Origin of the sequence: Prochlorococcus sp. ALOHA_ZT_50, assembly GCF_022447305.1 — a bacterium.
In the GTDB taxonomy this organism is placed as follows: domain Bacteria; phylum Cyanobacteriota; class Cyanobacteriia; order PCC-6307; family Cyanobiaceae; genus Prochlorococcus_A.
The window spans coordinates 1-13,264 of sequence record NZ_JAKVCI010000021.1 but is presented as its reverse complement, the minus strand read 5'-3'; the positions used below and the strand labels follow the sequence as shown (position 1 = coordinate 13,264).

At 32.7% G+C, this 13,264-nt stretch carries 13 protein-coding genes; 8 read left to right on the top strand and 5 right to left on the bottom strand.

Translation table 11 applies throughout. From position 1 onward, the window contains the following. Genes glmU through aroA form a run of 3 tightly spaced genes read right to left on the bottom strand, consistent with a single transcriptional unit; the run spans position 1 to position 3,610 of the window. Positions 1-1,350: a bifunctional UDP-N-acetylglucosamine diphosphorylase/glucosamine-1-phosphate N-acetyltransferase GlmU gene (gene glmU, locus MK115_RS06625; RefSeq protein WP_287610426.1), complete on the bottom strand. Its 1,350-nt coding sequence runs from the start codon at positions 1,348-1,350 to the stop codon at positions 1-3. 25 nt (positions 1,351-1,375) lie between these two features. Beyond that, on the bottom strand, positions 1,376-2,281 hold the full coding sequence (locus MK115_RS06620) for a tRNA (5-methylaminomethyl-2-thiouridine)(34)-methyltransferase MnmD (protein ID WP_287610425.1): 906 nt from the start codon (positions 2,279-2,281) through the stop codon (positions 1,376-1,378). A gap of 12 nt (positions 2,282-2,293) precedes the next feature. Then, a complete protein-coding gene (aroA, locus tag MK115_RS06615) occupies positions 2,294-3,610 on the bottom strand; it encodes a 3-phosphoshikimate 1-carboxyvinyltransferase (protein WP_287610463.1) in 1,317 nt (438 codons plus the stop codon). Positions 3,611-3,738: 128 nt separating this feature from the next. Here aroA and MK115_RS06610 point away from each other — a divergent pair, with 128 nt between their 5' ends. The 6 genes from MK115_RS06610 to acs all read left to right on the top strand — a co-directional run bounded on the left by MK115_RS06610 (position 3,739) and on the right by acs (position 10,277). Continuing rightward, complete coding sequence (locus MK115_RS06610) at positions 3,739-4,467, top strand: 2-phosphosulfolactate phosphatase family protein (protein WP_287610461.1); 729 nt, start codon at positions 3,739-3,741, stop codon at positions 4,465-4,467. Between the two features lie 30 nt (positions 4,468-4,497). Further along, a complete protein-coding gene (locus tag MK115_RS06605) occupies positions 4,498-5,325 on the top strand; it encodes a carbon-nitrogen hydrolase family protein (protein WP_287610424.1) in 828 nt (275 codons plus the stop codon). Further along, entirely contained in the window at positions 5,325-6,410 is a 1,086-nt protein-coding gene (locus MK115_RS06600; RefSeq protein ID WP_287610423.1) for an N-acetylmuramoyl-L-alanine amidase, read from the top strand. Before MK115_RS06605 ends, MK115_RS06600 begins: the two co-directional genes overlap by 1 nt. Then, positions 6,407-7,201, top strand: a complete 795-nt coding sequence (gene murI, locus MK115_RS06595; RefSeq protein ID WP_287610422.1) for a glutamate racemase — start codon at positions 6,407-6,409, stop codon at positions 7,199-7,201. Before MK115_RS06600 ends, murI begins: the two co-directional genes overlap by 4 nt. A 27-nt stretch (positions 7,202-7,228) precedes the next feature. After that, on the top strand, positions 7,229-8,200 hold the full coding sequence (gene sds / locus MK115_RS06590) for a solanesyl diphosphate synthase (RefSeq protein WP_025934317.1): 972 nt from the start codon (positions 7,229-7,231) through the stop codon (positions 8,198-8,200). A gap of 94 nt (positions 8,201-8,294) precedes the next feature. After that, on the top strand, positions 8,295-10,277 hold the full coding sequence (acs, locus tag MK115_RS06585; RefSeq protein WP_287610421.1) for an acetate--CoA ligase: 1,983 nt from the start codon (positions 8,295-8,297) through the stop codon (positions 10,275-10,277). On the opposite strand, the gene MK115_RS06580 is transcribed toward acs, so the two are convergent. After that, positions 10,274-10,996: a DUF1350 family protein gene (locus tag MK115_RS06580; RefSeq protein WP_287610420.1), complete on the bottom strand. Its 723-nt coding sequence runs from the start codon at positions 10,994-10,996 to the stop codon at positions 10,274-10,276. The two genes, acs and MK115_RS06580, sit on opposite strands and share 4 nt — an antisense overlap. 117 nt (positions 10,997-11,113) lie before the next feature. On the opposite strand from MK115_RS06580, the gene MK115_RS06575 reads away from it, so the two are divergent. Beyond that, the gene (locus MK115_RS06575) at positions 11,114-11,893 is read left to right on the top strand and encodes a 3'-5' exonuclease (RefSeq protein WP_287610419.1); all 780 of its coding nucleotides are present in this window, start codon (positions 11,114-11,116) and stop codon (positions 11,891-11,893) included. A 30-nt stretch (positions 11,894-11,923) separates the two neighbouring features. Here MK115_RS06575 and MK115_RS06570 read toward each other — a convergent pair whose 3' ends face one another. Continuing rightward, on the bottom strand, positions 11,924-12,346 hold the full coding sequence (locus tag MK115_RS06570) for a DUF3721 domain-containing protein (protein WP_025900374.1): 423 nt from the start codon (positions 12,344-12,346) through the stop codon (positions 11,924-11,926). A 98-nt stretch (positions 12,347-12,444) separates the two neighbouring features. Here MK115_RS06570 and hisS point away from each other — a divergent pair. Beyond that, positions 12,445-13,264 (top strand): histidine--tRNA ligase (gene hisS / locus MK115_RS06565; RefSeq protein WP_287610418.1); only part of this gene is annotated, 820 nt, incomplete at its 3' end.

The window sequence follows — 13,264 nt, the reverse complement described above, 5'->3', positions numbered from 1 at the left end:
TCAGGATTTCTTTCTTTCCCAATTTTCTATATTTACTTGCTTAGTTCTTGAGATTGCTAATGAATTATCTTTGGAGTCTTTTGTGATCACTGAACCAGCTCCTGTTGTAACTGATTCCCCGAGATTTATTGGCGCTACAAAAACTGTATTTGCACCAATACTGGAATTTTTACCAATTTTTGTTTGATGTTTTTTCTGACCATCAAAATTTGCAGTAATAGTACCTGCTCCAATATTTGTAGATCTTCCAATAATAGAATCGCCAATATAACTTAAATGGTTTACTTTAGATTCTTCCTCTAATTGACTATTTTTGATTTCAACAAAATTACCTATTTTGCTAAAGGAAGATATTTTGGAATTAGGTCTTATATGACTATAAGGGCCAATTTTTATATAATCCATTATCTGAGAATCATAAACAGTAGAGTTTAAAATTTCACAATTTAATCCCACATTAGAATTCTCAATAAAAGTATTTGGACCGATAATGCAATGACTATTTATTTTCGTATTTCCTCTTATATGTGTATTAGCCTCTATGATTACATCCTTACCAATTTCAGCTTCTTCACTAATTGAACAACTTGCTTTATTTATAAAAGTTACACCATTAAGCATATGCTTTTCTTTAATTGAATTCTGAATACTTTCCTCGCACTCTGATAGTTGAATTCTGTTATTAATTCCTTGAAGCTCTCCATTATCCTCTACCTCGAGGCTTAAGGAATTTTTTAGCAAAGATATTGTATCTGTTAAGTAAATCTCTTTTTGATTATTATTGCTTTGCAAGGTATTAATTATTTCTGACAAGTTACCCCAGTTAAAACAGTAAACACCTGCATTTATTAATGGATTTTCTCTTTCTAGATCATTGCAATCTTTTTCTTCAACAATTCTCTCTATAAAATCCCCCTTCAAAAAAACTCTGCCATATCCATGAGGATTTGTTTTCTTTGTAGTAATTAAAGAAACATCAGCATTTTTTGAATCGTGTAAATACAAAAGTCTTTTTAGAGTACTAGGCCTAATGAGTGGCACATCGCCGTTAAGTACCAAAAGTTTTCCTTCATGTTTTTTTACTTCTCTACAAAGTACCTGGATAGCATGACCGGTTCCTGATTGAGGTTCTTGAACAACAACATGGATTTTTTTATCGTTTGGGATTGACTTTTGTACTTCTTTTGATTTGTGTCCAGTAATTACGAAAATTTGATCAGGTTTTAATTCGACACATGAATCAATTACTCTTTGTAGAAGACTTTTGCCAGAAATTTTATGTAAAACTTTTGGCAATGAGCTTTCCATCCTAGTGCCCTTGCCTGCCGCTAATATCGCAACACTTAACATGTTTATTTGAAATCCTAATTTAAATCTAACTCTTAACGGATAACTTCGTCATTCCCCACTTCTCTCTCCATTTATTTGTAGATAATAGATTTGAGAATAATTGCTCATCTAATCTTCTCCTGATTATATCGTCTTTACTTGAGTTCAAATCTTGATCTCTATATGGAATACTAGCTTTAGTTAAGAGATGTTCTTCTTCCATTAAAGATAACTTTTCAAAATTGAAATTAGGTTTCAATTTATTCTTATCAAATTTTGATATTGCGACAGTTCCCTGACTCCAAAAAGTTCTGTTTTTAAAACTTGGCTTAATAGTAAAAATTTCTAATCCAAGATTTCTTAAGGTTTTTCTTACTGCCGCTGAAGAAGAATAAGTTATTAAATAACCCTGAGAATTAAGATTTTCTGTGACTTTAGATAAAAATTCAATTGTCCATACTTGTGGGCATTTTTGAGGAGAAAAACCATCTAAATAAATCAGATCGAATTTAATAGAGGAAGGAATAATGTTGATTTTTTCTCTAGCATCACCCCACAAAATACTGCATTTAAAAAATTGATCCTCAAAGTAATCTTTTCGATAAAGTGATTCAAATATTTTTTTGACTTTTGGATCCCATAATTTAAGGAAAGATTCATTTCTAAGCGAATATTCAAGAGGCTTTTTATCAATCTCCAATGCATACAAATTTAAATATGATTTTTGTTTAATTAATTCATCTAATAAAGAAGCGGAATTGTATCCTAAACCAAAACATATATCCAAAACATTAAGAGATTTACCCTTAAATCTTTGCAAATTAGAAGTAGCTGTAAACTTTGACTTTGTTTCCTCCAATGCGCCCAATAAACTATGGAAGTTCTCTTGAAAAAACACACTTCTTAAAGAGTAACTACCATCTTTAGTTAAAACTTCTATTAATTCAGACAAAAACTTTTTAGGCTAGTTAGTTAGTTTGGCCAGCTCTTCCCAAAAAGTGGGATACGAGACGCTAGCTGCATCTGCTCTCATGATTTTTGAGGTACCTTTGGCAAGAAGTGAAGCAATAGCAAGACTCATTGCTACTCGATGATCTGTCTCACTGTCTACCTCCGCAGAATGAAATTTTGATTGCCCATTAATAATTAACCCATCCTCTTTTTCTGTTATTTCAGCACCGAATTTTTGTAACTGTCGTGCCATGACTTTTAATCGATCTGTCTCCTTAACTCTTAATTCTTGTGCATCCTTAATTTCAGAAACTCCATTACAAAAACAGGCAGCCACAGTAAGGATAGGAATTTCATCTATAAGTTTTGGGAGAATATCTCCTTCAATAGTGAATGATCTTAAATTATTTGAAGTCTTTACTTTAATAGATCCAATAGGTTCACCTGCAATAGTCGATTTATCTAAAATCTCATAATTGCACCCCATTGAATCCATTACATTTAAAATCCCTGTTCTAGTGGGATTTAATCCGACATTCTGAATTAAAACCTCTGAATTTGGAACAATAGATGCAGCAATCATCCAAAAAGAAGCAGAGCTTATGTCTCCAGGAATCAATATTCTCTGGCCAATTAAGTTGCCCCCTGACTTGATAACTACATTCCTTCCTAATTCTCCTCTGATACTGATGTCTGCTCCAAATGCTTTTAACATTCTTTCAGTATGATCTCTTGAAGATGCTGGTTCAATAACAGAAGTGGTTCCAGAAGCTTTGAGGCCTGCCAATAAGATTGCAGATTTTACTTGAGCACTCGCTACAGGGGTTCCTATAACACACCCTTTTAATTTATTCCCATCAATTGAGATTGGAGCTTTGTTTCCTTTTTCTCTACCAAAAATTTTGCCACCCATCAACGATAATGGTTTGCCCACTCTCCCCATTGGCCTTTCATTAAGAGAAATATCACCTGTTAAGATAAAATTCTTGCCTTCTTGACCGGCAAGTAACCCCATTAATAATCTCATGGTGGTTCCCGAATTCCCACAATTTAGAATTTCTTTGGGCTCTTTTAATCCATCAAGACCCAATCCTGAAATCGTAAAAGGCTCATTTTTTTTTATTTCTGGTATATTTACACCTAACTTTCTTAGACAATCAGCAGTTGAAAGTGGATCTTCAGAATGTAAGAACCCCTCAATAGTCGTCTCACCCTTAGCAATACTTCCTATTATTAGAGCTCTATGAGAAATAGATTTATCTCCAGGTACTTTTACTTTTCCTTTTAAATTAACTCCACCTTTTATTGTGCGGATATTATTCATTTTCAAATTAATTACTTGATAAGATTTCTGTAAAAACAAATTAGTTTTATATTATCAATAAGTTTGTTTTTAAAAAAAAAATAATCAAATTAAGTAACTGTTTTCTATAATAAATTCAGAAAAAGGACTTGATTATTAATCTTACTTATTATCACGTTGCAAAGGATGTTCCTGAAAATAGTCCAGACATCGCAGTGGTCATTGATGTTTTAAGAGCTACAACCACAATTTCTTGGGCTTTAAAAAATGGAGCTGATTCAATACAAGTTTTTGCAGATTTAGATTTATTAAAAGAATCTGCAATTAAGTGGCAAGCTGAAAAGAGACTAATGCTTGGAGAGAGAGGCGGAAAGAAGATTGAGGGCTTTGATTTAGGAAATTCTCCTTTATCAGTTACAAAAAAAGTTGTTAATGGTAAAAGACTATTTATGAGTACGACTAATGGGACTAAATCATTGCAAAAAGTTCAAAATGCTAAGCATTTATTTGCTATGGGTCTCCCAAATAGGAAAGCAGTTGCCGAAAAAATCATTTCATTAAAAAGTGAAAATGTTTTAATACTTGGTAGTGGTTGGGAAGGCTCTTATTCACTTGAGGATTCTTTAGCTGCTGGTGCTTTGGCCTCATACCTAAAACAGAACTGTGATTTCGAAATTAATATTCTGAATGACGAATTACAAGCTGCTTTGGCACTTTGGGATTTTTGGAAAAATGATATTTTGAAATGTTTAAAAACAGCAACCCATGGCAAAAGATTGACAAGTCTTGGAGATTATGAGGATGATTTTAAATGTTGCTCTGAACTTGATTGCTTAGATATTGTTCCAGCTCAAGTTGAAAGAGGTGTGATTCGTGCCTCATGATTTACGAATTGGTTCATTAGGAGTAAAGTCTTGACTGATTTTTTGGTAGCTGCATTGCAAATTACAAGTACTTCAAATGTTGAAGCAAATTTTACTGAAGCAGAAGAACAGATTGAATTAGCTGCTAGAAGAGGTGCTGAGTTAATAGGATTGCCTGAGAATTTTGCTTTTTTAGGAGGAGATGATGAAAAACTTAGATTAGCTTCTGAATTGTCAGAGAAGTGTGCAAATTTTCTAAAAACTATGTCACAAAGATATCAAGTATTTCTTTTGGGAGGAGGGTATCCTGTCCCTGCTGGTGATGATAGTCATACTTTTAATAGGTCAGCCTTATTTGGGAAAGATGGACAGATTTTGGCAAAATACGACAAGATTCATTTGTTTGATGTTGATTTGCCAGATGGAAATTTATACAAGGAATCATCCACTATTTTATCTGGAGCAGAGTATCCACCTGTTGTAGATGTCCCAGGTTTATGCAAAATAGGATTATCGATTTGTTACGACGTTAGATTTCCTGAACTCTATAGATATTTGTCTTCGAATGGTGCAGAGCTAATTATGATTCCCGCAGCTTTTACAGCATTTACTGGAAAAGATCATTGGCAAATCCTATTACAAGCAAGAGCAATTGAGAATACAGCATATGTAGTCGCTCCAGCTCAAACTGGGATTCATTATGGAAGAAGGCAAAGTCATGGCCATGCAATGGTAATTGACCCTTGGGGTACAGTTTTATCTGATGCCGGAAAAACTCAGGGAGCTGCAATAGCACCTGCTGATAAAGAAAGAGTAAAGAAAATTAGGGAGCAGATGCCAAGCCTTAAACATAGAAAAAACAAATTGTTTTCAAACTAATGATAAAGTTTTTAGATAATAAACTTTTTCGTTATTTATCCGTTTTTTTATTTTTAAATTCTTCAATCCTTCCAGTTAAATCTTCAAGTGCTCTTGCGGCATGGGCTATAAATACTAATGGGGTTTTAGAATTAAGAACTAAATCAAATACAAATTTAAAAGCATACTTTCAGAAGGCTAACCAAATATCGGGAGATAGATTCTGGGTAGATTTTCCAGGAGAATTAAAAAATCCCAGAACAATAAAAGGTAATGGCCCAATAAAAGAAATTAGATTAGGTAAACCAGATAAGGGTAAAACAAGACTAGTAATTGAATTTAAGGAAGAGACTTATTTGAAACCTTTGACTTGGCAAATGGTTGGCTTAGATCAAAATAGATGGAGAATTAAACTATTTAACTCAAAATATTCATTTAAAAAGATTGGTGAAGGTTTAGTTGAAAAGAAAAGAGGAAATATCAAAGCAAATCAAAATTTAATTCATAAGAAGAAAAACAATTATGGTTACTTGAAACTACCAGAGGTAAAACGAAACAAGTTTGAGGTTGTAATCGATCCAGGGCATGGAGGACCTGATCCAGGAGCAATAGGTATTGGTGGTATTAGAGAAACAGATGTTGTTCTAGAGGTTTCAAAAATAGTTAAAAATTTACTTTCTGAGAAAGGTGTCAAAGTAAGGTTGACTAGAACAAATGACGTTGATTTGGATTTACCTCCAAGAGTTTCCATTGCTAATAATACGGATGCAGATATCTTTGTAAGTATTCATGCAAATGCCTCAAGAGGTAAAAGAAGAGACATAAATGGATTGGAAACCTTTTATTACAGAGGGTGGAGAGGAAGATTACTCGCGAAAAGAATTCAAAAACAAATTTTAAGAGTTTCCCCTGGGAGTCCTGATCGAGGAGTTAAACAAGGTCGATTTTATGTAATTAAAAATACTAGGATGCCTGCAGTCCTTGTAGAAATTGGATTTTTAACGGGAAGATTAGATGCAAGAAGATTAGAAAAAATAACCCATCGAAAAAGATTAGCCTATGCAATTGCAAAAGGCATCCTCGAATATCTAGATAAAGTAGGGTGAAACTTAAAATAGGTATATTTGATAGCGGAATAGGTGGTTTTACTATCCTTAATTCTTTACTAAAAACACGTAAAGATGTAGAAGTTTTTTATTTGGCGGATACAAAAAGAATACCTTTTGGGAACAAAAATTCTAAAGAGATAAGATTAATTGCAAAGGAGATTTGTACTTTTTTTGTTGATAAGAATTTGGATGCACTTTTAGTTGCTTGTAACACTACAAATGCGTGTGCGCTTGATATTCTAGAAGATAATTTAAAGGTCCCTTGTTTTGACCTTATAAACTCAGTATCGGAAATAGTTGATAAACAAATAATTGGTGTCCTAGCAACACAAACAACTGTTCGATCATCGTATTACAAGAAAGCTATAAATGCTAAAAAAGAGAATACGATAATATTTCAGCAAGAATGTCCAGAATTTGTATCAGAAATTGAAAAAGAAAAATTAAATCTTGATAAGTTAAATAGTCTTTCAGACTTATACTTAAGACCACTAATAAACAAAAATATTGAAGAATTAATACTTGGATGTAGTCACTATCCTTTAATTTATGACTTTTTAAGAAAAAAATTAGATTCAAATATAAAAATTATTGATCCATCGGTAGCATTAATAAAAAAATTTAATGAATCTTTTGCTATTCCAAAAACTGACCGCTATGAGAGTATTTCTTTCGAAAATGTAAAATTTTTTGTTACTTCAGAAAGAGATGAGTTTTCCAATAAAGTAAAATTTTGGCTTGGAATTAATAAAGAAATTAGGTTGGTTAACCTCCGAAGTAATGTTTGATTCCTTAAGATATAGAAGAGGTCAATCATGAATACAGTAACAGAGCTACTACAACCAGTTGAAAATGATCTTGATGATCTTATTTTAGAACTGAAAAATCTAATAGGAGCTGGTCACCCAATTCTTCAAGCCGCAGCAGAACACCTTTTTAGTGCTGGGGGGAAAAGGTTGAGACCTGGTATAGTTTTATTGATTTCAAAAGCTATATCTCCTGAATTTTGCTTGACAACCAAACATAAAAGGCTTGCTGAAATAACTGAGATGATTCATACAGCCTCATTAGTCCATGATGATGTTGTTGATGAGGCGTCTACAAGAAGAGGAGTAGATACAGTTCATAGCAGATTTAATACCAGAGTAGCTGTTTTGGCGGGTGACTTTTTATTCGCTCAAGCAAGTTGGCACCTAGCAAATCTTGACAATGTAAATGTAGTTAAATTACTTAGTAGAGTAATAATGGATTTAGCAGAGGGTGAAATCAAACAAAATTTAAATAGATTTGATTCGGCTCAATCTTTTTCCAAATACATCAACAAAAGTTATTGTAAAACAGCATCATTAATAGCCAATAGTTGCAAAGCAGCTGGAGTTTTGAGTGGGATTAATGACGAAAACTTAACCTCGTTGTACGATTTTGGCAAAAATATTGGTTTAGCATTCCAAGTTGTAGATGACATTCTTGACTTTACTGGAAATGATAAACAACTTGGAAAACCTGCTGTAAGTGATCTTGCTAGTGGTTATCTTACCGCCCCAGTTTTATATGCCTTAGAAGAAAATAAACAATTGTCAGTTCTTATAAACAGAGAACTTGCTGAAAAAGATGATTTAGATGATGCTCTTAATATCATCATGAACTCTAAAGCTATTGAAAGTTCCAGGAAACTAGCTGAGGATTTTGCAATGCTTTCTAAAGAAGCTATAGTCTGGCTTCCTGATTCAGAATATAAAAGAGCTTTAATGGCTCTTCCAGAATTTGTTCTAAGCCGTATTTATTAGATCTATTAGAAATAAATCTTTGAGCTAAATTAATATTAAAATTTTTGAAAACCTTAATTTTTTCGACTAAATTTATTAAGCATAGATTTATTTAATGTCATTAGATAAAAAAAATTCAATCAATAACATACTTGAAGAAAAGAGAATTTTCCCTCCATCAAAAAAATTTGCAGAAAACTCAAATATTAGTACTCAAGAAGAATTACTAAGTCTAAAAAAACAAGCATCAGATAATCCTATTCAATTTTGGGAATCTTTTGCAAAATCTGAATTAGATTGGTTTGAGCCATTTCAAACTGTATTAGATAACGAAAATGCGCCCTTTTTTAAATGGTTCAAAGAAGGGAAACTCAATATTACATATAACTGCTTAGATAGACACATTAAGAGAGGGCTTGGAGGAAAGACTGCACTTATATGGGAAGGCGAACCCGGAGATAGCAAAAAATATACTTACGAAGAACTTCTAAAAGAGGTATGTAAAGCAGCTAATGCATTAAAAGCAATTGGTGTAAAAAAAGGAGATTTGGTATGTATTTATATGCCGATGATTCCTGAAGCGATGTTTGCGATGTTAGCTTGTGCAAGAATTGGCGCGCCTCATTCAGTTGTCTTTGGAGGATTTTCTTCAGAAGCTTTAAAAGATAGGTTAATTGATGGAAACGCCAGATTTGTTATTACTGCTGATGGTGGCTTTAGAAAAGATAAGGTGATTGAACTTAAGAAAGCAGTTGATGCGGCCATTGAAAGTGGGGCAGATAAAGTTGTTGAAAAAGTAGTTGTTGTTCAACGAACCAAAAAAAATATTTCGATGGTTGATGATAGAGATTTTTGGTGGCACGAATTATTAAAAGATCAAAAAGATCATTGTGAACCAGAAATAATGAATAGCGAAGATAGACTTTTTATTCTTTATACTTCAGGCTCTACTGGAAAGCCCAAAGGTGTAGTTCACACTACAGGTGGTTACAATCTTTGGTCCCATTTGACATTTAAATGGATTTTTGACTTAAAAGATGACGATATTTACTGGTGTACTGCTGATGTTGGTTGGATTACAGGTCATAGTTACATAGTTTATGGGCCTTTATCTAATGGTGCTACAACCTTAATGTATGAGGGAGTGCCAAGACCCTCAAATTTAGGGGCTTTTTGGGAAATTGTTCAAAAATATAAGGTTTCTATTTTTTATACTGCACCAACTGCAATAAGAGCATTTATGAAGTCTGGGCGTGAAATACCTGATAAATATAATTTGGAGAGTCTTAGACTTTTGGGCACAGTTGGAGAACCAATTAATCCTGAAGCATGGATGTGGTACAAGGATGTTATTGGTAAAGATAAATGCCCTATTGTTGATACTTGGTGGCAAACTGAGACTGGTGGTGTGATGATAAGTCCCTTGCCTGGAGTCGTTGCTACAAAGCCAGGTTCAGCTACTTTCCCTCTGCCAGGAATCGAAGTTGAAATTGTCGATAAGAATGGAGATAAGGTTAAGGAGAACGAGGGTGGCTATTTAATTATTAAGAAACCTTGGCCAGGAATGATGAGAACAATTCACGGAAACTCAGAGAGATATTTGGAGAGTTATTGGGAATATATTTCCTTTAAAGGAGAAAAAAATGTTTATTTTGCTGGAGATGGAGCACGCATTGATGAAGATGGATATATATGGATTATGGGAAGAGTTGATGATGTCATAAGTGTTTCAGGACATCGGTTAGGAACAATGGAAATAGAATCTGCTTTGGTAAGTCATAAATCAGTTGCAGAGTCTGCAGTCGTTGGCAAAAAAGATGATTTAAAAGGTGAAGTTATAGTTGCTTTTGTATCTCTAGAGAAAGACGTGAACGGTTCTTCAGAATTAGTAGAGGATCTAAAGAAACATGTTGTTAATGAAATTGGAATTATCGCAAAGCCTGAAAAGATTATAATTTCTGACTCTCTTCCGAAAACACGTAGTGGAAAAATTATGAGGCGAATTTTAAGATCTTTGGCTGCTGGAGAAAAAATTAGCGGTGATATAAGCACTCTTGAAGATAGTTCTGTTTTGGAAAAGCTGAAAGAATTATCCTAATCAGATTCATCAATTAAATTGGAAATTTTTTTTATAGTATTTCTTTTGAATTCATCATCGGCCCAGTCTCCCAAAAAATTTTCTCTTAGTCCTGCGCTTGCAATTATAGTGTGTGTACCTTTTAACATTACCCCCTTAGAATTATCTTCTTTTCTTGCTTTCAGACAAGAAAATAATTTATCTGTTTGATCTAATTCGTCTGAGTTGAATTTTATTAGGAAGTTATTTTTTTGATTATATGTTTTTTCAATTAATCGCAAAGTTCTTTCAGGGCTTGGGCTGAATTCACTGTTGAATTCTAATTTTTGAGAAATTTGTTTCAATAATGGAATAGATTTGTTAGCACTGAAGTTATTAAAACTTATTGATATGAATTTTTCGCAATTTCTTCCACCATCAGGGGAAATTAGATGAAGTTTGCAGCCTAGGCTATGACCAATTCTTATTGAAGGAATTGATGCTCCTATTCTCTTGGATAAAGATATTCGGCAATTCTTGAAATCCCTCCATGCTTTAATAGCAAGTTGTTGGTGATCAAATTGTGGAGTGTATTTATATGCATGTACTGCATAGTTTTTATTAATTAAACTCTCTATGAATCTTTTATAAGTTAAATCTGGTTTAGAAGCTAGATAACTTCCACCAATAAATTCCACAATTTTTTTAGGATTTGAAGGCCAATAACAAAAATTATTAAATTGATATTTTGTAAAAGTCATCTTTCATAAACTAAGAATGTTTCAAAAATTATTTTCTAATCATGTTTCTTAATTTATATTAATTTAAGAGAAATTTTTATTAAATGCGTCAAGATAAATGAAAGTGTTTTCAGCTAATTGGATCTATCTAACAAAAAAGAATTAAATCAATTGGATATTCTTCAGGATCAAGTTATCAGTTATCCCTCTGAAGAGAGTGTTGCTAATCAAAATAAAAAAATTGAAAAAATTTTAATTCTTGATACTGAAACAACAGGTTTAGACGAAAATAAAGATGAAGTGATAGAGATAGGTTGTATTTTGTTTGATGTATCTTTTAAGTGCGTGCTTTCACAAGTTTCATTTTTATTCCCAGTTAATAATAATGAAGCCGAACATGTGAATGGTATATCTGCTGAAGTAACTAATATCTCTCAACCATGGGAAGATGGATTGAATTTCTTTCTAAAACTTGTTGATTCTTCAGATTTCATCGTTGCTCATAATGTGGAGTTTGATAAGAAATGGTTTGGAAAAGGAAGATTGCCTAAGCTTAATAAGAAATGGATATGTAGTTTAGAGGATATTAATTGGTCTTTTCAAAAATCACTAAAAACAAGACCTTCAGTAACTGATCTAGCCTTATCTTTTTCAATACCAGTTTGGAATTTACATAGAGCTTTATCTGATTGCTTTTATATATCTGAGGTCTTCAAAAAATGCGACAACTTAGAGGAACTTTTACTTAAAGCTACTGAACCGAGGTTTTTATACAAGGCTTTGGTTAGTTATGAAGATAGGTCTTTAGCTAAAAATGCTGGGTTCAGATGGAATAGTCCTGTGCAAGGAGCTTGGTCAAGAAAATTAACTACTGATGAGGCAAAAAATCTTGATTTTAGAGTAGAGATTTTGAATTAATATTTAATAAATTTTTGACTAAGAAAATATTTAGTGCATCTTACAAGGCATCCATTTATTACCCATTTTATGTGCTCCAATACATCCGTATTTTGAAGCAGCCTTTTCAGCCTCTTGTTTAGTGTTAAATAGATCTGACATCATATTTTCCTTATTTGAATTTGAAATTTGTTTGGAATGATTATGATGATTTTTATGAGAATTAGGTGAATACTCCCATATTCCCATAGTAGTAACACCGGCAGAGATAATTCCCATCCCAACTACTGATAAATTGACTATTCCCATTGCTACTGCACCAAAAGAAAATACACCCATTGGGACTACCCCTATACTTATTACTCCCATTGGCACTATTCCTATTGAAACTATACCAAGAGGTGCTATTCCAAAAGCAATTTTTTTTGGTTTTGTACCGCAATGTTGATTCTCTTTACTTTTATTAATTCCCAATAGTTTTTCTAAATGTTAAATTAAAATTGTCTCACAAAATAACCAATCAAAGATTAATTTCTAGATGAATTAAAAATTTTGAATTATTTTTTAGAACTTTGAATAACTTAAAAAACCTAAGAGGAACAGTAGACCTATTTCCTGATCAATTAATAAAGTGGCAAAACGTTGAAAAAATTTTATTAGAGCAGCTTTCTAGAGCATCCATCAAAGAAATAAGAACACCAATATTGGAAATGACCGAATTATTTATAAGAGGAATTGGTGAAGGAACAGATGTTGTCAGTAAGGAAATGTATACATTTCTTGATAGGGGGGAGAGATCTTGCACTCTAAGACCTGAAGGAACAGCCTCAGTCGCACGAGCGTTAATACAAAATGGAATATCGTCTAATCCTCTTCAAAAACTTTGGTACATGGGTCCTATGTTTCGATACGAAAGACCTCAAGCAGGCAGGCAAAGACAGTTTCATCAGTTAGGTGTTGAGTTTATAGGACATGATTCAGTTAGAAGTGATGTTGAAATTATTGCTTTAGCTTGGGATATCTTAGGTAAATTAGGAATAAAAGAACTCAATCTTGAAATAAATACGTTAGGTGATACTAATGACAGATCAAATTTTCAAAAATCCTTTTTAAAATGGCTAGAAATAAATAAAGATTCTCTAGATTTAGATTCTCAGAATAGAATTTCTAAAAACCCTTTGAGGATTTTGGACTCAAAGAATATTCAAACTAAAAAAGTTCTTGAAAATGCACCAAGATTATTTAATTTTTTATCTGAAAAAAGTCATAACAGATATTTAGACTTAAAAAGACAATTAGAGGTTTTAAAAATACCTTACATTGAAAATTTTAATCTAGTAAGAGGTTTAGATTATTACACACACACAGCCTTTGAAATTACTAGTGGCGCTC